The 21,192-nt window shown below is 67.6% G+C and carries 20 protein-coding genes; 15 read left to right on the top strand and 5 right to left on the bottom strand.

Features of this window, described 5'->3' with window-relative positions; all coding sequences use genetic code 11:
• Positions 1–13: 13 nt before the first annotated feature.
• Positions 14–556: a hypothetical protein gene (locus tag QM806_RS30450; RefSeq protein ID WP_043789763.1), complete on the bottom strand. Its 543-nt coding sequence runs from the start codon at positions 554–556 to the stop codon at positions 14–16.
• 327 nt (positions 557–883) lie between these two features.
• Here QM806_RS30450 and QM806_RS30445 point away from each other — a divergent pair, with 327 nt between their 5' ends.
• From QM806_RS30445 to QM806_RS30405, 9 genes are all read left to right on the top strand, one after another.
• Positions 884–1,501 (top strand): hypothetical protein, encoded by a 618-nt coding sequence (locus QM806_RS30445; RefSeq protein WP_005566469.1) that lies wholly within the window; start codon positions 884–886, stop codon positions 1,499–1,501.
• 128 nt (positions 1,502–1,629) lie between these two features.
• Complete coding sequence (locus QM806_RS30440) at positions 1,630–2,019, top strand: type III PLP-dependent enzyme domain-containing protein (RefSeq protein WP_007301768.1); 390 nt, start codon at positions 1,630–1,632, stop codon at positions 2,017–2,019.
• 48 nt (positions 2,020–2,067) lie between these two features.
• Positions 2,068–2,769: a TetR/AcrR family transcriptional regulator gene (locus tag QM806_RS30435; protein ID WP_005563603.1), complete on the top strand. Its 702-nt coding sequence runs from the start codon at positions 2,068–2,070 to the stop codon at positions 2,767–2,769.
• A gap of 8 nt (positions 2,770–2,777) precedes the next feature.
• Positions 2,778–3,704 (top strand): ABC transporter ATP-binding protein, encoded by a 927-nt coding sequence (locus QM806_RS30430; RefSeq protein ID WP_005563605.1) that lies wholly within the window; start codon positions 2,778–2,780, stop codon positions 3,702–3,704.
• Positions 3,701–5,338 (top strand): ABC transporter permease, encoded by a 1,638-nt coding sequence (locus tag QM806_RS30425; protein WP_054246260.1) that lies wholly within the window; start codon positions 3,701–3,703, stop codon positions 5,336–5,338. The genes QM806_RS30430 and QM806_RS30425 overlap by 4 nt, the downstream gene beginning before the upstream one ends.
• A 27-nt stretch (positions 5,339–5,365) precedes the next feature.
• Positions 5,366–6,118 carry an IclR family transcriptional regulator gene (locus tag QM806_RS30420; protein WP_065492378.1) on the top strand — a complete coding sequence of 251 codons (753 nt, stop codon included), beginning with the start codon at positions 5,366–5,368 and terminating at the stop codon, positions 6,116–6,118.
• 155 nt (positions 6,119–6,273) lie between these two features.
• Positions 6,274–6,426 carry a hypothetical protein gene (locus tag QM806_RS30415; protein ID WP_005256569.1) on the top strand — a complete coding sequence of 51 codons (153 nt, stop codon included), beginning with the start codon at positions 6,274–6,276 and terminating at the stop codon, positions 6,424–6,426.
• A 155-nt stretch (positions 6,427–6,581) separates the two neighbouring features.
• On the top strand, positions 6,582–7,553 hold the full coding sequence (locus tag QM806_RS30410; RefSeq protein WP_283293858.1) for a PDR/VanB family oxidoreductase: 972 nt from the start codon (positions 6,582–6,584) through the stop codon (positions 7,551–7,553).
• Between the two features lie 30 nt (positions 7,554–7,583).
• Positions 7,584–8,786 (top strand): cytochrome P450, encoded by a 1,203-nt coding sequence (locus QM806_RS30405; RefSeq protein ID WP_054246267.1) that lies wholly within the window; start codon positions 7,584–7,586, stop codon positions 8,784–8,786.
• Between the two features lie 112 nt (positions 8,787–8,898).
• On the opposite strand, the gene QM806_RS30400 is transcribed toward QM806_RS30405, so the two are convergent.
• Entirely contained in the window at positions 8,899–9,549 is a 651-nt protein-coding gene (locus tag QM806_RS30400; RefSeq protein ID WP_005256574.1) for a GntR family transcriptional regulator, read from the bottom strand.
• A 151-nt stretch (positions 9,550–9,700) separates the two neighbouring features.
• Complete coding sequence (locus QM806_RS30395; protein WP_269591747.1) at positions 9,701–11,062, bottom strand: dicarboxylate/amino acid:cation symporter; 1,362 nt, start codon at positions 11,060–11,062, stop codon at positions 9,701–9,703.
• Positions 11,063–11,179: 117 nt separating this feature from the next.
• On the opposite strand from QM806_RS30395, the gene QM806_RS30390 reads away from it, so the two are divergent.
• Both QM806_RS30390 and QM806_RS30385 read left to right on the top strand, forming a co-directional pair.
• The gene (locus tag QM806_RS30390) at positions 11,180–12,628 is read left to right on the top strand and encodes an aspartate ammonia-lyase (protein WP_133986759.1); all 1,449 of its coding nucleotides are present in this window, start codon (positions 11,180–11,182) and stop codon (positions 12,626–12,628) included.
• Positions 12,629–12,715: 87 nt separating this feature from the next.
• Positions 12,716–13,555 (top strand): HpcH/HpaI aldolase/citrate lyase family protein, encoded by an 840-nt coding sequence (locus QM806_RS30385; RefSeq protein WP_283293856.1) that lies wholly within the window; start codon positions 12,716–12,718, stop codon positions 13,553–13,555.
• 18 nt (positions 13,556–13,573) lie between these two features.
• Here QM806_RS30385 and QM806_RS30380 read toward each other — a convergent pair whose 3' ends face one another.
• A complete protein-coding gene (locus tag QM806_RS30380) occupies positions 13,574–14,464 on the bottom strand; it encodes a LysR family transcriptional regulator (protein ID WP_005250530.1) in 891 nt (296 codons plus the stop codon).
• Between the two features lie 141 nt (positions 14,465–14,605).
• On the opposite strand from QM806_RS30380, the gene QM806_RS30375 reads away from it, so the two are divergent.
• The 3 genes from QM806_RS30375 to QM806_RS30365 are packed head-to-tail and all read left to right on the top strand — an operon-like array spanning position 14,606 to position 18,872.
• Positions 14,606–15,973: an MFS transporter gene (locus QM806_RS30375; RefSeq protein ID WP_133985370.1), complete on the top strand. Its 1,368-nt coding sequence runs from the start codon at positions 14,606–14,608 to the stop codon at positions 15,971–15,973.
• Positions 15,970–17,694 (top strand): acyl-CoA dehydrogenase family protein, encoded by a 1,725-nt coding sequence (locus QM806_RS30370; RefSeq protein WP_283293853.1) that lies wholly within the window; start codon positions 15,970–15,972, stop codon positions 17,692–17,694. Before QM806_RS30375 ends, QM806_RS30370 begins: the two co-directional genes overlap by 4 nt.
• Complete coding sequence (locus QM806_RS30365; protein WP_283293852.1) at positions 17,691–18,872, top strand: CaiB/BaiF CoA transferase family protein; 1,182 nt, start codon at positions 17,691–17,693, stop codon at positions 18,870–18,872. Before QM806_RS30370 ends, QM806_RS30365 begins: the two co-directional genes overlap by 4 nt.
• Positions 18,873–18,878: 6 nt before the next feature.
• On the opposite strand, the gene QM806_RS30360 is transcribed toward QM806_RS30365, so the two are convergent.
• Positions 18,879–19,574 (bottom strand): FadR/GntR family transcriptional regulator, encoded by a 696-nt coding sequence (locus QM806_RS30360; protein ID WP_005256585.1) that lies wholly within the window; start codon positions 19,572–19,574, stop codon positions 18,879–18,881.
• Between the two features lie 197 nt (positions 19,575–19,771).
• Between QM806_RS30360 and QM806_RS30355 the strand changes: the two genes are divergently transcribed.
• Complete coding sequence (locus QM806_RS30355; RefSeq protein WP_005574625.1) at positions 19,772–21,136, top strand: SLC13 family permease; 1,365 nt, start codon at positions 19,772–19,774, stop codon at positions 21,134–21,136.
• Positions 21,137–21,192: the final 56 nt, after the last annotated feature.

The raw sequence follows: 21,192 nt of genomic DNA, 5'->3' as shown, positions 1-21,192 counted from the left end.
GGGACGTCCGATGTCACCGACCGGGCACGACGGAAATCGTTCCCTGGCAAACGGCGTTTTGCGAATTGACGAACCACCATCCCGCGCCGGTCTGGACGGTGACGGTGAACGCCACCGTCCCGGTTCCCGTCCAGGTTCGGTTGATCGGGATGCCGGGCTTCTGCTGCCAGGCCGCCTCATCGCTGACGCTGTGTCCGGTCGCGCCGGTTGTCGTGTTGTGCCAGTCGACCGACACCCGCGTGCCGTACCAGTTGACGCCGATGCTCGGGATGAGGCCGCCGGGCGGCGTCGGAAGTTCGTTGCCGCCGCTGAGCAGGATTGCCGGCTCCAGTGCAGACCCACCCGGTCGCAGCGACTCCCCGGACGCGGCGTTGATGGTCCACGTGAACGGCGGTGCCCAGACGAGGGGATTCGCGCTCGAGCACGTCATTGTCGTCGATGTCGGTGGCGCGGGCTGAGCACTCGCGACAGCGCCTCCTCCGGTCGCCACTGCGGTTCCCAGTCCGACAGCAGTCAGTGCCGCAGCACAGACCCGTCGTCCCAGCTGCTTGTTCATGAGCGCTCCATTCCTTCGTGACCGCGAGAATTGAGACGTCTGTCGCCCCCCAACTCCATTTCGGAAGTGGGACAGGATCTGTTACAGACGGTGCGAGCTGGACGCCACTCACACAGCCGTATTCGGCCGTCACCGATTACCGCGGCGTCTGGATCTACAACCCGTTCTGACATCGACCCCGGTGAGCTTGCGGAACGGCCGAACGTAGCGAGGTGATTGTCCACGGCATCCGGATCGGCGAGAATTGGTGCCGTGCGAGTTCCGGTCGGTCAGCTACCAATTGGCCACACGACGAGGCATTGTCCCGAGCAACAGGGGGTATCGAGCATGGTGCAATCAGCGGAGCGGTACCGCGTGGAAAGGATCGGCAGTAGCGCCCCTCTCGCCATCCTCGTGACCATCCTGGCCGGAGTCCTGTTCGCGGGTGGGTGTGGGCAGCAGGACACGCAGTCTGATGCCGAATCGCAGCCGGAGGCGTCGACATCCGAGGCGATCCTGTTGCCTCAGGAGGCTCTGGTGGGATTGGACGTCGTACAGACGTACTTCCCGGAGATAGAACAGCAGACGGCGACGAGCGAGAACTCCACTGCGTCCGGCACCCCCGACGCGACGAGAATGGTGATCTACGAAGGGGGCGACGGCAGAAGGGTAACCGTCTCCGTCGATCGATATCCCAGCCCCGACGCGGCCGCGACCGCATTCGAGCAGGCGATCGACAACAGTGAAGTCGTCCCGGGTTTCGCGGCGCTACCGGCGCCGGCCGACGTCGGCGACAAGGCATTCGCCGGTTCCGTGACGCAGGGAGACGACACGCACATCGGGTACGGCGCGCTCGCCGGCGAGTACGTCATCGGGGTCACTTCGGCCGGCTATCCGGCTACCACCGAGAATGTCGAGAAACTGGCCGGCCTCACGCGCGACGCGGTCGAGAAGGCAACGGCATAGGGACGGCGACCCCCGCGGCGCCAACACCGCGTCAGGATCGCGGCCCGCGGAGTCATGGTGCCGTCAAGAACGGCCGCGACCTCGCGTGTCGGGGGTAGATCTGGAACTGAATCCCCGAGGAGGTTCCGATGACGCTTCATCTTCCCCACCGGTTCGTGCACGAGCAGCCACGGCAGAACACGGTGCTCGACCTCTCGGCACTCGGCACGGATAACTCGAGCATCGAGGACGCGCTGCGTGCGGTGATGGAGCAGCCGCAACTGCGGCTGATCGGTTTCCGCTGCTCTGCCGGTTCCGGGGCCATCGACGACGCGATCGGGCTGATGGAACAGGTCCGGCGCGACTACGGGGTGATCCTGACGGAACTGGTCCTGCAGGACGACGATCGGGCCGATCTGAGGGAGGTCGTCGACGAGGCGCTGGACGAGGCCTGTGCCCGCAACCGGTATCCCCGCCCGAGCGTCGCGTTCACCGGGCGCCCGGCCGAGCCGGGTCTTCCCGCCTTGACGAAATCTTGACGCCCTCACCCCTTGCGTGCGGTTGAACGCGCGTTTAGCGTATTAAACATGCGTTCAACCAGTGCTGGTTCCGAGGTCCCGCAACCCGATCTGACCACGCGCGCCCGAGTGCGCGACGCGGCCATCACGGTGTTCGGCAATCACGGCTTCAGCACCGGGGTACGGGCGATCGCCACCGCAGCCGGAGTGTCACCTGGTCTGGTGATCCACCATTTCGGTTCGAAGGACGGCCTGCGCGCCGAATGCGACGAGCACGTCCTGCGGATCATCCGGGAGCAGAAGACGGAGGCGATTTCGACGCCCGGGCCGGCGGGCGCAATGCACGCCCTCGCCGAGATCGAGCAGTACGCCCCGCTCGTCGCGTACATCGTGCGGAGTTTTCAGGCGGGCGGAGGCCTCGGCGAATCCCTCTTCGAGCACATGGTGGAGGACACCGAGCAGTATCTCGCGTTGGGAGTGGCAGCCGGAACTGTCCGGCCCAGCCGCAACCCGAAGGCGCGGGCGCGCTACCTCACCCTCTACAACGTGGGCGCCATGCTGCTCTACCTGCAGATGCGCGCCGACAAGGAAGCTCCGCTCGACTACGCCACGGCCATCCGCGACCTCGCCACCGACGTCACGCTGCCCGCCCTCGAGATGTACACCGAAGGCCTGCTGCCGGATTCGTCGACGCTCGAGGCGTACCTGGCCACCGAAGACGGTGCCGCGCAGGCGGCGGCTCCCGCAGAACATACCGACTCCCCGAACTAGGAGCAGCTATGAGTGCGATCATCGAAGTGCGCAACCTGGTGAAGACGTTCGGACGAACCCGGGCGTTGGACGGACTCGACCTCGAGGTCGGCGAAGGGGAGGTGCACGGGTTCCTCGGGCCGAACGGCGCCGGAAAATCCACCACCATCCGCGTCCTCCTCGGCAGCCTCCATTCCGACAGCGGTGAGGCGGCCGTCTTCGGACGCGATCCCTGGCGCGATGCCGTCGCCCTGCATCTCGAGATGGCGTACGTCCCGGGCGACGTGACGCTGTGGCCGTCGTTGTCCGGCGGCGAGACCATCGACCTCCTCGCCCGGATGCGCGGCGGGCTGGACGAAACCCGCAAACAGGAGTTGATCGAGCGTTTCGACCTCGACCCCCGGAAGAAAGGCCGCGCGTACTCGAAGGGCAATCGTCAGAAGGTGGCGTTGGTGTCGGCGTTCTCCTCGAACGCGCGCCTGCTGCTGCTCGACGAACCCACGTCGGGCCTGGACCCGTTGATGGAACAGGTCTTCCGGGAATGCGTCGCCGAGGCCCGCGACCGCGGGGTGACGGTGCTGCTGTCCAGCCACATCCTGTCCGAGGTGGAGGCGCTGTGTGAGCGGGTCACCATCATCAGGTCGGGACGTACGGTCGAATCCGGGACACTGGCGTCGATGCGGCATCTCAGCCGTACGTCGATCACTGCCGAACTTCTCGGTGACCCCGGCGATCTGAGCCGCATCGACGGCGTGGCGGACATCGAGTTCGACGGGTCGACGCTGCACTGCCAGGTCGACAGCGAACATCTCGGCGAGCTCATCCGGGTGCTCGGCGACACCGGAGTACGCAGCCTCGTCAGTCAGCCGCCGACCCTCGAAGAACTCTTCCTGCGGCACTACGAGATCGACGACGGTACGACGTCGTCCGACACGGTGGAGAAGGTGCGGGCATGAGTACCGCCACGGTGTCCCGGTACCGGCCCGTGGAGCCGGCGCCGGTGTCTTCCTCGGATTTCACGGGGACACGGCACTTTCTGCGGTTGTTCCTGCGCCGGGATCGGATCGCGCTGCCGCTGTGGATCCTGATCTTCGCGTTCGCGCCCGCGCTGTACGTCGCGAGCATCGCCGACATCTACACCTCCGACGCTCAGCTGGCGGAGTTCGCGGCCACCACGGCGGCCAGCCCCGCGCAGATCGCCATGTACGGCCCGATCTTCAACTCCAGCCTCGGCTCGGTGGGGGTCTGGAAGGCCGGTATCTACTACACGCTGATCGGGCTGGTGGTGATTTTGACGGTCATCCGGCACACCCGCGCGGAGGAGGAGACCGGCCGGGCGGAGCTTCTCGACTCGACCTCCGTCGGACGGTACTCGGGCCTGACCGCGGCGCTGCTCCTCGCCGGCGGCGCCTCCGTCGTCACCGGGATTCTCTGTGCGGCAGCGTTGCTCGCCCGGGACCTTCCGGTGGGCGGCTCGGTCGCGTTCGGGACGTCACTGGCCTGCTCCGGTCTGGTGTTCACGGCGGTCGCAGCCGTTGCGGCGCAGGTGAGTACCGGCGCCCGCGTCGCGCGCGGCGTCGCGTTGACGGTGCTCGGGGTCGCGTTCGCGTTGCGCGCGGTCGGTGACGCCGGGTCCGGCACCCTGTCGTGGTTGTCACCGCTCGGCTGGGACCTGCAGATCCGTCCGTATGCCGACGAACGCTGGTGGGTGGTCGTCCCCAGCCTCGTCACGGCAGTCGTACTCACCTGGGCGGCATACGCTCTCCTGCGCCGACGCGATGTCGGCGCCGGCCTGATCGCCGAACGCCCCGGCCCCACGGACGCGTCGCCGGCGCTCGCCGGAACTCTGGGACTGGCGTGGCGGATGCACCGCGGCACGCTCGCGGCCTGGACCGCCGGGCTCGGACTGTACGGCCTGCTGATCGGCAGCGCCGCGAAGGGGATCGGTGGCCAGGTCGGCGACAGCCAGACGATCCGGGACATCATCACGCGGATGGGCGGTTCGCAGTCGCTGGAGGAATCGTTCATCGGTTACGCGTTCACGATGCTCGCGGTCGCCGCCGCGGCCTACGCGATCTCCGCGTCGTTGCGGCTGTATTCCGAGGAGAACGCCCAGCGCCTCGAACCCGTGACGGCCGGTTCCGTCGGCCGCGTCCGGTGGGCGTCGAGCCACATCCTGTTCGCGTTGCTCGGGCCTGCGGTCGCGATGATCGTGGCCGGAGTGGCCGCCGGACTCACATACGGCGCATCCATCGGCGACGTGGGGGGAGCCCTGCCCGACGTGATCGGGGCGGCGCTCGTGCAGCTTCCCGCGATCTGGATGCTCGCCGGAGTGACGGTCCTGCTGTTCGGTGTGGTCCCGCGGTTCACGCCGGTGGCGTGGGGCGTGCTCGTCGCGTTCCTCCTGATCTTCATGGTCGGGTCGATCGCGCAGTTCCCGCAGACGGTGCTGAATCTGGAGCCGTTCAGCCACGCCCCGAAGCTGCCGGGCGGGCAGTTCGAGGCGACGCCGATCGTGTGGCTGCTCCTGATCACGGTCGTGCTGATCGGGGTGGGCGTCGCGGCGTTCCGGCGGCGCGACCTACGGTGAGCGCCGGCCGGTGTGCACACTGAAGGCATGGCACGTGTGCACACCGGTGAGTCCGTCCTGGCCCGGACGGTGCGGATAGTCGAATCGTTCCGTTCGGACGATTCGTTGCTCACGGTGTCCGAGATCGCGCGACGGTCGGGTCTCCACATCTCCACGACGTCGCGGTTGATCGACGAACTGGTGGGGTGCGGCTGGCTCGAGCGTGAGGAACGCAAGGTGCGGATCGGGGTCCGCCTGTGGGAGGTCGCGTCGCGGGCGTCCCCGACCCTCGGGCTCAGGGAAGCGGCGATGCCGTTCATGGAGGACCTGCACGCCGTCGTCGGGCAGCACACCCAGCTCGGTGTCCTCGAAGGTGACGAGGTGTTGTTCATCGAGCGGCTCACGGCACCGGGTGCCGTGGTCAACTACACGCGCATCGCGGGCCGGATGCCGCTCCACGTGTCTTCGTCCGGGCTGGTCCTGCTCGCGCACGGACCGTCGGAGCTTCAGGAGCGCATCCTGAACGAGCCGTTGAAGGTGTACACCGACAACACGATTCGCACTCCACGGCAGCTGCGGGGAGTCCTGGCCGACGTGCGTCGGCACGGCTACATCCTCTGCGCCGGCCACCTCTACCCGGACACCACGGGCGTCGCGGTCCCGGTGCGGGACGGCCACGGCAAGGTGGTCGCCGCGCTGTCGGTCATCGTGCCGAACGACGAGAAGGCGTACGCGCAGATCCCCGTACTTCAGGCGGCGGCGAAGGGCATCACCCGCGTGATGGCGGCGGCGCCGCAATGAGGCATGCCCAGGTGGCAGACGCCCACGGATTTGCCGGAATCCGGCGCAATTGCGCGGGCGGCTGACCAATGTCTGTGAGGCTGTGCGCGGTGGACTATCCGCCCCGGCCGTGCCACGGTGGAATCGGAACCACTTCTCCCAGAAAGCGCAGCATCATGGAAAGCACCTCGCAACCCAGCCCCCGGGAATGCCCGGACTGCCACGCGCTCACCGCGGACCTCGAGGCACACAAACTCTGGCACTCCCGGCTCGTCCACGACATCGCCACTGCCGTCGACAAGGACATCAGCCGGAGGGCGCACACCTGATAACTCAGCCTCGGCGGCGTCCGGGCGGGCAGCGAACAGCTTCCGCCCAGTTGAGTGACCCCGGTAACATCCCGACTTTCAACTATTGAAAATGATCTGGCGGCTCACCCCCGGCTCGGAAGATCCTCGAACAAACGCGAGATCGAGGAGTCGAGATGCCACAGAACCCGGTTTCTTCCGGTGCGCCAGCAGACGCGGCGCTGCGAGTTGTCGCCAAAGAGCTTGTCGCGGACGGTGTTGTCGCACTGACCCTGCGCCACCCCGACGGGCGGCGCCTGCCGGACTGGGCACCGGGGGCCCATATCGACCTGCTGCTCCCGAACGGGCTGACGCGGCAGTACTCGCTGTGCGGCGACCGGTGGGACGCGTACAGCTACCGCGTCGGGGTGCTGCGGGAACCGGCGGGCCAGGGCGGGTCGGCGTACGTCCACGACGTACTCGCGGAGGGTGATCTCGTCGGGGTCGGCGGTCCGCGCAACAACTTCCCGCTCGTCCCCGCACCGAGGTACCTGTTCATCGCCGGTGGTATCGGGATCACCCCGCTGTTGCCGATGGTCCGCCAGGCGGAGCTGATGGGCATCGACTGGCAGCTTCTGTACGGCGGCCGCACCCGCACGTCCATGGCGTTCCGGGACGAACTCGCCACCTACGGCGACCGGGTGTCCGTCGTGCCGCGGGACGAGCAGGGCCACCTCGACCTGTCGGCGCATCTCGCCGCCGCCGACGACGACACGAAGGTCTACGTGTGCGGGCCCGGGCCACTGCTCTCCGCCGTCGAAAAGTGTTGCGCGGACAGGCCAGTCGGCACGCTGAGGACCGAACGATTCGTCCCGAAGGACCATGGCGAGCCGCTGCGCGACGAACCGTTCGAGGTCGAACTCGCGCGCTCCGGCCTCGCGGTGACGGTGACACCCGGCGCCAGCGTCCTCGACGCCGTGCAGGCGGCCGGGGTCAACATCCTGTCCTCGTGCCGCGAGGGCACGTGCGGGACCTGTGAGACCACCGTCCTCGCCGGCACCCCCGACCACCGCGATTCCGTCCTCGACGACGAGGAGCGGTCCGCCGGCGACTGCATGCTCATCTGCGTCTCCCGGTCCTGCTCCGACCGCCTCGTGCTCGACCTCTGACACCCCCACCCGAAGGGACTCACCGTGACGATGTTCGCCCCCGCTCCCGCGTTGCCCGTCAGCGACGCCGACCCGTTCGCCCTCGACGTCCTGCAGGACCCGTTACCGTTCCAGGCCGACCTGCGGGACGCCGGACCAGTCGTGTACCTGCGGCGATACGACGTCTTTGCGCTGGGGCGCTACGAGCAGGTCCATGCCGCGCTGACCGACTGGCAGTCGTTCCAATCCGCTGCCGGAGTCGGCCTGAGCAATTTCCGGGACGAAACGCCGTGGCGTCCCCCGAGTGTCCTGCTCGAGGCCGACCCGCCGCACCACGACGCTCCGCGGGCGGTGCTGAGCAAGATTCTGGGCCCCCGCGCGCTGCAGAAACTGCGGGCAGCGTGGATCCAGGACGCGGAGGCCCTCGTCGACCAGTTACTCGCGAACACAACCGAATTCGACGCGGTCACCGCCCTCGCCGCCGCGTTCCCGCTGCGGGTCTTCCCGGACGCCGTCGGCATTCCCGATGCCGGACGCGAGAACCTGCTGCCGTACGGGGACCACGCATTCAACAGTTTCGGTCCTGTCAACAGTCTGGTGGAGAAGGGGGCGCCGCGGGTGGCCGAACTGGTGGGCTGGGTCAACGCGCAATGCGCTCGCAACGCGCTCACCGGCGACGGGTTCGGCGCGCAGATCTGGGCGGCGGCGGACCGCGGCGACATCACGTACGAGCAGGCGCCGCTCGTCGTGCGCTCGCTGCTGACGGCGGGGGTGGACACCACGGTCAACGGGCTCGCGGCCGTGCTCTACGCGTTCGCGACGCATCCGGACCAGTGGGCGAGGCTGCGGGAGAACCGCACGCTGGCCCGGACCGCATTCGACGAGGCGGTCCGGTGGGAGTCGCCGGTCCAGACGTTCTTCCGCACCGCCACCCGCGACACCGAGATCGGCGGCACGACCATCCCGGACGGCAAGAAGATCCTGATGTTTCTCGGCGCCGCGAATCGGGACCCTCGCAGGTGGGAGAACCCGGACGCGTTCGACCTGGGCCGCAACCCGTCCGGGCACGTGGGGTACGGGATGGGAATTCACCAGTGCGTCGGCCAGCACGTCGCCCGGCTCGAATCGGAGGCACTGCTGACGGCACTGGCATCCCGAGTGGACTCGCTGGAGATCGCCGGGCCGGTGCACCGACACCTCAACAACACGTTGCGGTCCTGGGAATCCGTGCCGGTCACGGTGCGGTTGGCGTAGGCGAGACAACCATACGTACGTATGTATTGACCGTCGCACCGACGGTCCCGCCGACACGATGCTCCCCCCGGCCGCCGCGGTGATCACCGCGGCGGACGGGGGGAGCAGCTGGTTACGACGTGGCGGAGGTGGACTCGTCGATGTCGAAGAGTTCGCCGATCAGGCCGCCGAGGAATCGTCGGTGTTGTGACGATATTTCGGCGGCCGCTGCTTCGTCCCGGGCCGCGCACAGTGTGATCAGGTTGTCGTGGTGTTCGATGGCGTCCTGCCAGCCGCGGAGGCTGGAGAACTTGCGGTAGTAGATCCGGTGAATCTGCGGGTGCACCTGGTGCATGAGGCGCTTGAGCAGTGGGTTGCCGGCAGCGTCGACGATGACGCCGTGGAAGGTGTCGTCCGCAGCGAGGGCCGCACCGATGTTGTCGGTCTTGATCGCCTGCGCGAGGTCGTCGTTGGCGGTGCGCATCACGTCGATCATGTCGTCGGTGAGGTTGGGCACCCCCGTTTTCACGGCCAGCTGATCCAATACCTCCATCACCGCCAGCGTCGCCTCGACATCGGCGCGGTTCAGCGGGGTGATCCGGGTGAAGGCGGCGGGTTTGGCCTCGACGAGTCCGGTGTCGATCAGCCGGGTCAGAGCCTCGCGCACCGGGGTGCGGCTCAGGCCCAGATGTTCGGCAAGCTCGCTGTCCTTGACCTTGGATCCGGGCGCGAGCTCACCGGTGACGATCGCGTCGCAGATCCGCTCGAACGCGACGTCGCTCATGCGGGGGCGCTCCACCGGATTATCACGCAACATACTGGATACTGTACTCTGCACGCCGCACGCTCCCGGGGGCCGCGTGGGTGAGTGCCGGGCGCCTTGTCGCGACGATACCGAGTGTGTCTTCGTCGACTGTTCATGGTCCGGGCCCCGACTACCCATCCGCGCTGCGTCGCCCGGCGAGAACCGTGTCGCCGAGTTCGTCGCCAGGCGTTGCGGCGGATCGGGCGGCCTTCGCCTCGGCTTTCTCCTCGGACTTGTCGATCACCGACGCGGCGAGGGAGTTTCCGACGACGTTGACCGCGGTGCGAGCCATGTCGGCGATGAAGTCCACCCCCAGCAGGAGTGCGACGGCTTCGGCCGGAAGGCCGATGGTGTTACCTGCGGCGATGAGCACCACGATCGAGGCGGAGGCAACGCCGGCCATGCCCTTGGACAAGATGACCAGCACGCCGACCATCAGCAGCAGGGTGGGGATCGAGGTGTCGACGCCGTAGGCGTTGGCGAGGAAGACCAGGGCGACTGCCTGGTAGAGGACGGAGCCGTCGGTGTTGAACGAGTAGCCGAGCGGCACGACGAACGAGGTCGTCGAGCGGCTGACGCCGAGCCCCTCGAGCTTGAGCAGCAGTGGCGCGAGCACTGCCTCGGAGCTGCGGGTGACGAACGCAAGTCCGACCAGATTTCCGATGGCCTTGAGCATGGTGACGTACTCGACGCGGAAGATCGCGGCGATGATCGGAAAGATGATGCCGAGGATGATCGCCATCCCGACGTAGACGACGGCGAGGAAGCCGAGCAGGCTCGACAGGTTCCCGAACCCGTAGTGCGCGACGTCGTAGCTGATGAAGCCCAGCACCCCGAGGGGAGCGAGGCGAATGACGTAGCCGACCACCTTGAACATCGCGTTGGCGAGCGAGTCGAGCACGGACGTCATCGGTTTCGACTGCTCACCGATCGCGGCGAGTGCGACGCCGACGAACCCGGCGAACACGATCACTGCCAGCAGATTCCCCTCCGCGAAGGCGGCGAAGACGTTCTTCGGGACAGCGTGCAGGAGTAGTTCGTGGAAGTCGATGCCCTGCTCGAGGGTCTCGACGGAGGCTTCGTCGGCGCCGGCGACGGGGGCGCCGGAACCGATGTCGAGCAGCTTCGCCAGCGCGACGGCCATCAGCAGGATGATCGTGGTGACGATCTCGAAGTACAGGATCGCCTTGGCGGCCATGCGGCCGACCTTCTTCGCCGAATCCATGCGCGCGATTCCGAGCACGATGAGCGGGAAGACCAAGGGGACGACGATCATCTGAACCAGGTTGAGGAACACGTCGCCGGCCAGTTTGAGTTGCTCGCCGACGGCGGGGGCGAACGTGCCGATGAGTGCGCCGACGCCGACGGCGATCAGTGACTGCACACCGATCGGCAGCTTCCAGAACTTCCACCACTTGCGTGGTGTGCGAGACGTATCGGCGTCCTCGGGTGCTGTCGCCGAGTCGGCAGGGATGGCGGGGGATGTCGTCATTCAACAGCTCCAATATATTGGATGTGGTGTACTGTGCGACAACAGTGATCGACGTCATAGGCCCTGTCAAGTAGAACGGCGAATTAGGTGTTGGTGGAAAAGTTGAGCGACAGCGATGTGCGGATCGAGCACGACTCGATCGGAGATCTGGCGGTACCGGCGGCGGCGTACTACGGCGTCCACACCGCCCGGGCGATGGAGAATTTCGCGATCACCGGGTCCACCATCGGTCAGTACCCGGCACTGGTCGCGGCGTTGGCGACGGTGAAACAGGCTGCCTGCCTGGCGAACCGGGACCTGGGCCTCCTCGATGACCGGCGGGCCGATGCGATTGTGGCCGCGTGCACGGAGATTCGTAATGGGGCACTGCTCGACCAGTTTCCGATCGATCCGATCCAGGGCGGAGCGGGCACCTCGTCGAACATGAACGTCAACGAGGTCATCGCGAACCGCGCACTCGAGATCCTGGGGTTCGGACGCGGCGCCTACACCGAACTCGACCCCCTCACTCACGTGAACCTGGGGCAGTCCACCAACGATGTGTATCCGACCGCGATCAAACTCGCGCTGGTCGAGCATCTCCGACTGTTGATCGCCTCGCTCGGTCGGCTCGCGGAGTCATTCGAGCGCAAGTCGATCGAATTCGACGACATCGTCAAAATGGGTCGCACCCAGCTGCAGGACGCGGTACCGATGACCCTGGGGCAGGAGTTCGCCGCCTACTCGATCATGCTGAACGAGGACTGCGCCCGGCTCTCCGAGGGGGCGCTTCTGCTGCTGGAATCGAACCTCGGCGGCACCGCCATCGGCACCGGGATCAACGGCCATCCCGAGTACTCCGCGCTCGCCTGCAACTACCTGCGCGAGCTGACCGGTGAACCGGTCGTCCCGGCGGGCAATCTGATCGAGGCAACCCAGGACTGCGGAGCATTCGTGCAGGTCTCCGGCATCCTCAAACGGGTCGCCGTCAAGTTGTCCAAGACGTGCAACGATCTGCGGCTCACCTCCTCCGGGCCGACCGCCGGGCTCGGTGAGATCAATCTGCCTCCGGCCCAGGCGGGTTCGTCGATCATGCCCGGCAAGGTCAACCCGGTCATCCCCGAAATGGTCAACCAGGTCGCGTTCGAGGTGATCGGCAACGATCTGACGGTCACGATGGCCGCCGAGGGCGGGCAACTCCAGCTCAACGCGTTCGAACCCGTCATCGTCTACAGTTTGCTGCGCTCGACGACGCACCTGGCCGCGGCATCGGACACCCTGGCTGTGAAGTGCGTCGACGGGATCACCGCCAACCGCGACCGCCTCGAGCAGGGTGTTCGGCGCTCGATCGGCATCGTCACCGCGCTCTCGCCGTTCATCGGATATGCCGCCAGCGCGGATATCGCCAAGAGGGCCCTGGCGACCGGCGCCTACGTCGGCGACCTCGCCGTCGACGACGGTCTGCTCACGCGCGCGCAGGTCGATGACATCCTGTCCCCCCGGCGACTCGCCGGCCTGCTCACCGCACCCACGGTGGACCGCGAATTCGCCGCACTCGATCATCTCACCGGTGTCGCCGCGCACTGATCGACGCATCACACCCAGCACCTCGAATGCAGGACAGCGCAGTCCTCGCCCGAGTAGAAGTTCACATCGAGAGGAAACGAGAATCGGATGACCCTCGCATCGTCGGCACAAGCCGCCATTGTCCCCGCGACACATGCGCGCTCCTGGCTTCTGGTCGCGGGCTCACGTCCGGACGAGTTCGCCGCAGCCGCGGACTCGGCGGCAGACGCGGTGATCTTCGACCTCGAGGATGGTGTTGTTCCGTCCTCGAAAACACAAGCCCGCGAAGATGTTGCGCGTTTTCTGGCCGGTGGGGGCACCGGGTGGGTGCGCATCAACGACGTCACCACCGCGGACTGGACCGCTGATCTGGACGCGATCCGGGGGCTCCCGGGACTGAGTGGTGTGATGCTCGCCAAGGCCGAATCCGCGGACGACATCGATCGCACGGCTGCCGAGCTGCCCGGCATCCCGATCCTCGCGCTGGTCGAATCGGCGCGTGGCGTCGAATTCGCTTTCGACATCGCCTCGGCCGGTGCCACGACCCGAATTGCCTTCGGCACCGGCGACTTCCGTCGGGACACCGATGCGGGCGCCGACCCCGGCGCGCTGGCCTACGCGCGGGGACGGCTCGTCGTCGCCAGTCGGGCGGCCGGCCTCCCCGGTCCCATCGACGGCCCGTGCCTGACCGGCGAACCCGATCTGTCCGAGGCCTTGGCCGTCACCAGGTCGATGGGCATGACCGGCAAGCTGTGCATGCACGTCGGTCACACAGCGATCGTCAATCGCGAACTGTCCCCGCTACAGAGCGATGTGGCATGGGCTGCCGAGGTCATCGCACACCTCGGCGCGCAGGGCGAGAACATCGCCGACGGCAGCGATCGCCCGAAACTCGCCCGTGCCCTGCGAATCACCCACCTGGCCCACGTCTTCTCGGTGTCGGTCTGAGCTTCCCCCGTGCATCGGCTACCCGACCTCCCCGATCACGTCGCGCAGTACCCGCGTGACCGTCTGCACCGCAGGTGAGGGATTTGAGTCCTGCCAGGCCATGGCGATGGGGAGGGTGGGGGCGTCGCCGGCGATGGGCAGGTATTCGACGCCGTCCATCGTGAGGTGCGCCGTCGAATCCACCACGACGGCCACGCCGACACCGGCGCCGACCATTGCGAGCAGGCTGTACGGGTCGGGCGCCTCGTGCGCAACGACGGGGGCGAATCCCGCTGCCGCGCACAGGGCGAGCGTGGCGTCGCGGACCACGGAACCGTGTTCGGCGGGGTAGATCACGAACCGTTCGCTCGCCAATTCCTGCGGCACGACGGCGCCCGCGTCGACGAGACGGTGCCCGGCCGGGACCGCCACCATCAGTGCCTCCTCGAGCACGGTGTGGGTGGCGAAGCCCCGCGGGACCGGCAACCCCACGATGCCCATGTCCAGGGTTCCGCGGGTGAGGGCGTCGAGCACCTCACCCGAGTACATCTGCGGGCGTAGGTCGAGTTCGATGCCGGGGTAGGCGTCGGCGAGGGAACGGGCGAGAACGGACAGCACCGTGTAGCCGCCTGCACCGCCGAAGCCGACGGTGACGCGGCCGGTCTCCCCGGCGGCCGCCGCCTGCGCGATGCCCCGCACGATCCCGACCTGCGCCTCGATGGTCCGGGCCGGACCCACCAGCGCCTCGCCGGCGGCAGTGAGCCGCACGGAGCGGGTGGTGCGGACGAACAGGTCGGTGCCGAGCTCCCGTTCGAGGGCCCGCACGGTCTGGCTGAGCGGGGATTGCGCCACATGGAGACGCTCGGCGGCCCGGCCGAAATGCAGTTCTTCCGCGACCGCGAGAAAGGCGTGCAGGTGACGGAGTTCCACGACCCCTCCTCGGAACTATGTGTCTGAATCACCTAAACAAGCTGAATTAAGTCTTGGACTCTACACGGAATCCCGGCCATAGTGATGCACACCACCCCTACCTCGGTGTGACGCCCAAGAGCACGAAAGTCAGGGAGAACCGTGAACCCGATTCCCGGCCGCGACGCGGCACCACCCGAATACAGCACCCGGCAGGCCCGCAAGGCCGGTGTCACCGCGTTCGTCGGCACCACCATCGAGTGGTTCGACTTCTACATCTACGGCACCGCCTCCGCGCTGGTACTGGGCCGGCTGTTCTTCCCCGACGCCTCGCCCGCGGTGGGCACCCTCGCCGCCTTCGCGACGTTCGCGATCGGCTTCGTGGCCCGCCCGCTCGGCGGGATCGTGTTCGGTCACTTCGGCGACAAGTTCGGCCGCAAGAACGCCGTGATCATCACGCTGATCCTGATGGGGATCGGAACGGTCGGCGTCGGCTGTCTCCCCACCTACTCGCAGATCGGAATCTGGGCGCCGATCCTCCTCGTCGCGCTCCGCGTGGTCCAGGGCATCGCGATGGGCGGTGAGTGGGGTGGCGCCGTGCTCATCGCCACCGAATTCGCGCCGCCGAACAAGAAGGTGCTGTACGGCGCGTTCGCGCAGCAGGGATCGCCCGTCGGCAATCTGCTCGCGACCCTGGCGTTCCTGGCGCTGACATTGTTGTCGGACAGCGTGTTCGAGTCCTGGGGCTGGCGCCTGCCGTTCCTCGCGTCCGCCGCGCTCGTCGTCGTCGCACTGTACATCCGGCTGCGGATCTCGGAGACACCGGAGATGAAGAAGGCCGTCGTCGCCCAGGAGCGCACCCGGATGCCACTCGTGGAGGTGCTGCGCTCGCACCCGGCCGAACTCGTCCTCGGCGTCGGTGCCGTGGTCGCGGGTGTCGCCATCACCTACGTGAAGACCACGTTCGCACTCGCCTGGGCCACCGCCGACCTCGGATTCGACCGCGGGGACTTCCTACTCGTCATCACGATCGCGCTCGTCGCACAGGTACTCGTGCAGCCGTTCGGCGCCGTGCTGGCCACGAAAATCGATCCGTCGCGGGCGATCCGGTGGATGCTGCTGCCCGAACTCGTGTTGCTGCCGTTGATGTTCCTCCTCGTGCAGACCGGATCGGTGCCCCTGGCCATGCTCGGCATGGTGCTGGCCACCGCACCGCACGCGATGTACTACGCCGCGCTCGCCGGCATCCTCGCCCAGGTCTTCCCGACCAACGTCCGCTACACCGGGATCTCGCTGTCGTATCAGCTGTCGACGGCAATCTTCGCCGGAACAGCTCCGATGCTCTGCCAGTTCCTGCTCACCCACACCGACTCGATCTGGCCGGTCGTCGCCCTCGGACTCGGCTACGTCGTGCTCTCGCTCGCCTGCATGACCCTGCTGCTCCGCCGCGGGAAAGCCCGGTCGGGCGGGACCGCCGCCGAGTCCCGTCCCGAACAGTCCTCGACCCGGAAAGATGTTGCTCACTCATGAATTTCGCTCACACCGATCCCGCCCTGCGCGCCGTCGTCGCCCGGTGGGCCGCACCGTCCGACCGCGACAAGCTGAACACCCTGCTCGACCGGCTGGGTGCCGACGCCGGCGGGCGACTCGACGCCCTCGCCGCCACCGCCGACAAGAATCCGCCGGTGCTGCAGCAGTTCGACCGTGACGGCGAACGCATCGACCGGATCGCGTACCACCCCTCCTACCAGGAACTGTGCCGAGCCGCATACAGCGAATACGGACTGTCGGCACTGTCGCACCGCGGCGGCCTGCACGGCTGGGACGACGTCCCGCCGCACCTGGTGAAGTACCTCGCGTCGTACGTCTTCGTGCAAGCCGAGTTCGGGTTGGCGTGTCCGGTGTCGATGACGGATGCCGCCGCCCGCACGCTGCGCATGTTCGGTGACCCGGACGTGTTCGGACCGTGGATCGACGCACTGACGTCGACGGACCCCGACGGCGCGATGACCGGCGCGATGTTCATGACCGAACCGCAGGCCGGCACCGACATCGCCCGCACGGAGACCCGGGCCGAGCGTGACGGCGACGCGTGGCGGCTGACCGGGAAGAAGTGGTTCGCGTCCAATCCCGACGCCGACGTCATCGTGACCCTGGCCCGGTTCCCCGGCGGGGACGACCAGTCCACCCGCGGCGTCGGAATGTTCATGGTGCCCAAGGTTTTGGCGAACGGCGAGCGGAACAGCTACACGATCGACAGGCTGAAGGACAAGCTCGGCACTCGCTCGATGCCCAGCGGCGAGGTGTCGCTGACCGGTGCGTACGCCCTTCAGGTGGGCGAACTCGACCGCGGGTTCCGGCAGATGGCCGAGATGGTGAACACGTCGCGGCTGTCGAACGCGATGCGGTCGAGCGCGCTGATGCGACGAGCCGTGCGGGACGCCGTCGACCACACCCGGGAGCGGGTGGTGTTCGGCAAGGCCCTGTTCGACCAGCCCCTGATGCGCGCAACCCTGCTGCCGCTCGCGCTGGACGCCGAGGCGGCGCTCGCCCTGGTGGCGTACAGCGCGCAGTGCCTGCAGGCGGCGGACGCGGGCGACGACTCCGCGGGTGCCCTGATCCGGGTCCTCACCCCGCTCGCGAAGCATTACATCTGCAAACGGGCGCGCGTGGTCACCGGCGAGGCCATGGAGGTGCGGGGCGGCAACGGCTACATCGAGGAATGGGCTCACGCCCGCCTGGTCCGCGACGCCCACCTGGGGTCGATCTGGGAAGGCTCGAGCAACGTCATCGCCCTGGACGTGTTGCGGTGCATGCGCAAGCTCGGTGCGCATCACCGGCTGGCGGACACGATGCGCGGCGTCCTCGCCGGACTCGGACCCGACTGTGGCCCCGGCGCCGACGTTCTCCGCCGACGCTGGAACGACCTGGTCGCGGAAGGCGACCTGCTGGTCGCCGGAGACGACGACACCGCGCAGGCCGGGTGCGCGCGCTACGCGAACGAACTGGCCCGAGCGGCGATGGCCACCCTGCTCTACGACCTCGCCGACTTCGCGATCACCTCGGGCAGCGGCTACCGGTCGCTGCTCGTCGCGAACGCCTACCTGTCCGGCGACACCGGGCACCTCTGTGGGGCGGCCCTCGACCACCTCGCGGCCGTCGTCGACGGTACCGACGTCGTCGCGGAGGCCGCAGAGGCCGCGCAGGCCGCCGCACCCCGATCCGACTCTGCGACAGGAGTTCTCCTGTGACCACGACCCACACCGGACCGGCGCCCCTCGCGGGGGTGCGGGTGCTGGACCTCTCCAAGATCCTCGCCGGACCGTACGCCACCATGTCGCTCGCGGACCTCGGCGCCGATGTCACCAAGGTCGAACACCCCGACGGCGGCGACCCGACACGGTCGTGGGGTCCGCCGTTCGTCGGCCCCGACGCTACGTACTACCTCGCGATCAACCGGGGCAAGAAGTCGGTGACCGTCGACCTCAAATCGGAAGAGGGACAGGACGTCATCCACCGCATCCTGGAGGAGACCGACGTCGTCGTCGAGAACTTCAAGCCCGGCAGCGGATTGCAGCGGATCTTCGACTACCGGACGCTGTCCGAGCGGTACCCGCATCTGGTCGTGCTGCACATCTCCGCGTTCGGGGAGGACGGTCCGCTGCGCGACGAACCGGGTTACGACATGATCGCGCAGGCCGCGGGCGGACTGATGTCGCTGACCGGTGAGCCGGGCGGGGCGCCGATGAAGGCCGGATTCGCGATGGGGGATCTGGGGGCGGCGCTCTTCGGTCTGATCGGCGTGCTCGCTGCCCTGGTGGAGCGGTCGCGGACCGGCCGAGGGCAGTACGTGACGACGTCGCTGTTCGAGTGCCAGCTCGCCCTGCACGTGAACTGGGCGACGAATTACTTCGCGACCGGCGAGCGTCCCGGCGCGCTGGGCTCCGGTCATCCCAATCTCGCTCCGTATCAAGCGTTTCCCGCCAGCGACGGATACTTCGTCGTCGCGGTGGGCAACGACAGCCAGTGGGGGAGTCTGTGCTCCGCGATCGCACGCGACGATCTGACGACCGACCCGCGCTTCGAGCGCAACCGTGACCGCGTGGCGAATCGCGGCGATCTCGAGCGGGAATTGTCGACGGCCTTCGCGTCGGGAACCGTGGAGCAGTGGTGCGACACGCTCACCGCACACGCCGTGCCCGTGTCACCGATCCGGCATCTCGACGAGATCTACGCCGACCCGCACACTGCGGCACTCGGGATGATCGGCACGGTCGACCACCCGACGCTGGGCAGCCTGCAGCAGATCGCGTTCCCGGTCAGTTTCGCCGGCGAGCGCCCGCATCTGACGTCCGCGCCGCCGGTACTGGGCGCCGACACCGACGAGATCCTCGGTGCCCACCGGCCGCAGTCGGTGGTCGGCGGGTAGACCCGGTTACCCGCCCTCGCGCAGCAGCGCGACGTCGGACACCATCCGGATGTGATCGGCCATCGCACGGGAAGCGCCCGCGGAGTCCTGGTCTCGAATCGCCGTCGCAATGCGCCGGTGCCCCTCGAGCGAGGCCCGCGGGCGTTCGGCTTGGGAGAGGGATTCGATCCGGGTCTCCCGGATCAGCCCGGAAATCTCGTGCATCAGCTTGGCCAGCAGTGACGAGTGCGCTGCGACGGTAATGGCCTCGTGGAACTGCTCGTCGCCGACGACGCCGCGATCTCCCGCGGCGATCTCGGCTTCCATCGTCGCGAGGGCGGAATCGATCGCCGCCATTTCCGCGTCGGTCCGGCGCTCGGCGGCGAGCCCGGCGAGTTTGACCTCGAGTGCCTCGCGGGCCTCGATCACCTCGGGGAGACGGTCGGCGTGTTCCCGGAGCGCCTTGACCGCTCGTTCCTCGATGGGGCGGCGGACGAGCACGGCACCGTCCCCGTGCCGCACCGACACCACACCCTGCACCTCGAGGGCGACGAGCGCCTGACTCAGCGAAGCGCGACTCACGCCCAGTTGAGCGGCGAGTTCACGCTCGGCGGGGAGGCGGTCGCCCGGCGTCATCTCGTGGTCGGCGATATGGGCGCAGAGCTGTTCGACGATCACCTCGTACAGCCGCGGTCGTGCTACCGGACGCAGTTGCTCAGCCACTGGGCCACCCACTCTCCATTCCACTGAAACTACTCCACGGTATCTCGCACAGGCATGTAACCGCACCCATAGTTCCTATTGACAGTGATCCATGACACTGCTTTTATGAAGTGGCTAGGCCAATCTGCCACTGAGTCAATTTGCTCGCGGGCGGCGGTCGAGACCAGTTGCCACTGCCACAGAACCGGAGACTTTTCATGTCGACCGAGTTGATTCCCATACTTGCGCTCGCTGTCATGTTCCTGGCGGCGACCGTGCTGCCCGTGAACATGGGCGCTCTCGGCTTCGTTGCCGCCTTCTTCGTCGGAACCCTGTCACTGCACATGAGCAGCGACGACATCATCGCCGGATTCCCCAGCAGCCTGTTCCTGACGCTGGTCGGCATCACCTACCTCTTCGCGATCGCCCAGAACAACGGGACCGTCGACCTCATGGTCCGCGGGGCGGTCCGGCTGGTCCGCGGACGTGTCGCGCTGATCCCCTGGGTGATGTTCGGGATCACGGCGGTACTCACCGCTATCGGCGCGCTCGGCCCCGCCGCCGTCGCGATCGTCGCGCCGATCGCTCTCGGCTTCGCCGCCCGCTACAAGATCAACGCCCTCCTGATGGGCATGATGGTCGTCCACGGGGCGCAGGCAGGCGGGTTCTCGCCGATCAGCATCTACGGCGTCACGGTCAACGACATCGCGTCCAAGGCGGGATTGACCAACAGCCCGCTCACTCTGTTCCTCGGAAGCCTCCTGTTCAACGCCGCTATCGGGGTACTGCTATTCGTCTTCCTGGGCGGACGGGACCTGATCGGGCGCAGCGTGCACGACGACGCCGCCGGGGACACGGGAGGAAGCGGCGCCGGTGGGTCGGGCGGAGGAGTGCCCGCGACCGGAGGCGACTCGGGATCGGGAGGGGCCACCGCGACCAAGGTGCGCCCGACAGCGACCCTCGCGGGCGCACCCGCACGCTCCGGAGTCACATTCGATCAGGCCCTCACGCTGGTCGGTCTCGCCGCGCTCGCCGTGTTCTCGCTGATCCTCGACCTGGACGTGGGATTCATCTCGATGACGGTGGCCGTCATCCTGGCGCTCGCCTCGCCGAAGGCGCAGAAGGGTGCGATCGCGCAGATCAGCTGGTCGACGGTTCTGCTCATCGGCGGCGTGCTCACCTTCGTGGGGGTCCTGCAGGAGGCGGGCACCGTCGAGTACGTCGGAAACGCGGTCGCGAGCCTGGGGATGCCGCTTCTCGTCGCCCTGCTGCTCTGCTACATCGGGGCCATCGTCTCCGCGTTCGCGTCGTCCACGGCGATTCTGGGAGCGACCATTCCGCTCGCCGTCCCGTTCCTCCTCGCCGGTGAGGTGGGCGCGGTGGGAGTCATCGTCGCGCTCGCCATCTCCTCGACCATCGTGGACGTCAGTCCGTTCTCGACCAACGGAGCGCTGGTCCTCGCGAACGCACAGAATGTCGATCGAGACCGCTTCTACAAGCAGATCCTGAAGTACAGCGCCCTCGTCGTCGCCATCGGGCCACTCGTGGCCTGGGCGATTCTCGTGGTGCCCGGCTGGCTCTGACGGTCGGCGGGGAGGCGACCCGGCCCGCCTCCCCGCGTCCTTGCGTCGATTCTCAA

Source organism: Rhodococcus sp. IEGM 1351, assembly GCF_030056875.1.
In the GTDB taxonomy this organism is placed as follows: Bacteria; Actinomycetota; Actinomycetes; order Mycobacteriales; family Mycobacteriaceae; genus Rhodococcus_F; species Rhodococcus_F opacus.
Note: the sequence above shows the minus strand (reverse complement) of the source record. Positions and strands in the feature narration are given on the sequence as shown.

Excerpts from the sequence above, each read along its gene's own strand:
- QM806_RS30445 (WP_005566469.1), top strand. The coding sequence starts at position 884 with ATGGTGCAATCAGCGGAGCGGTACCGCGTGGAAAGGATCGGCAGTAGC.
- QM806_RS30410 (WP_283293858.1), top strand. The coding sequence starts at position 6,582 with ATGCCACAGAACCCGGTTTCTTCCGGTGCGCCAGCAGACGCGGCGCTG.
- QM806_RS30355 (WP_005574625.1), top strand. The coding sequence starts at position 19,772 with ATGTCGACCGAGTTGATTCCCATACTTGCGCTCGCTGTCATGTTCCTG.
- QM806_RS30450 (WP_043789763.1), bottom strand. The coding sequence starts at position 556 with ATGAACAAGCAGCTGGGACGACGGGTCTGTGCTGCGGCACTGACTGCT.
- QM806_RS30370 (WP_283293853.1), top strand. The coding sequence starts at position 15,970 with ATGAATTTCGCTCACACCGATCCCGCCCTGCGCGCCGTCGTCGCCCGG.
- QM806_RS30400 (WP_005256574.1), bottom strand. The coding sequence starts at position 9,549 with ATGAGCGACGTCGCGTTCGAGCGGATCTGCGACGCGATCGTCACCGGT.
- QM806_RS30435 (WP_005563603.1), top strand. The coding sequence starts at position 2,068 with ATGCGTTCAACCAGTGCTGGTTCCGAGGTCCCGCAACCCGATCTGACC.
- QM806_RS30420 (WP_065492378.1), top strand. The coding sequence starts at position 5,366 with ATGGCACGTGTGCACACCGGTGAGTCCGTCCTGGCCCGGACGGTGCGG.
- QM806_RS30440 (WP_007301768.1), top strand. The coding sequence starts at position 1,630 with ATGACGCTTCATCTTCCCCACCGGTTCGTGCACGAGCAGCCACGGCAG.
- QM806_RS30395 (WP_269591747.1), bottom strand. The coding sequence starts at position 11,062 with ATGACGACATCCCCCGCCATCCCTGCCGACTCGGCGACAGCACCCGAG.
- QM806_RS30405 (WP_054246267.1), top strand. The coding sequence starts at position 7,584 with ATGTTCGCCCCCGCTCCCGCGTTGCCCGTCAGCGACGCCGACCCGTTC.
- QM806_RS30385 (WP_283293856.1), top strand. The coding sequence starts at position 12,716 with ATGACCCTCGCATCGTCGGCACAAGCCGCCATTGTCCCCGCGACACAT.
- QM806_RS30425 (WP_054246260.1), top strand. The coding sequence starts at position 3,701 with ATGAGTACCGCCACGGTGTCCCGGTACCGGCCCGTGGAGCCGGCGCCG.
- QM806_RS30415 (WP_005256569.1), top strand. The coding sequence starts at position 6,274 with ATGGAAAGCACCTCGCAACCCAGCCCCCGGGAATGCCCGGACTGCCAC.
- QM806_RS30430 (WP_005563605.1), top strand. The coding sequence starts at position 2,778 with ATGAGTGCGATCATCGAAGTGCGCAACCTGGTGAAGACGTTCGGACGA.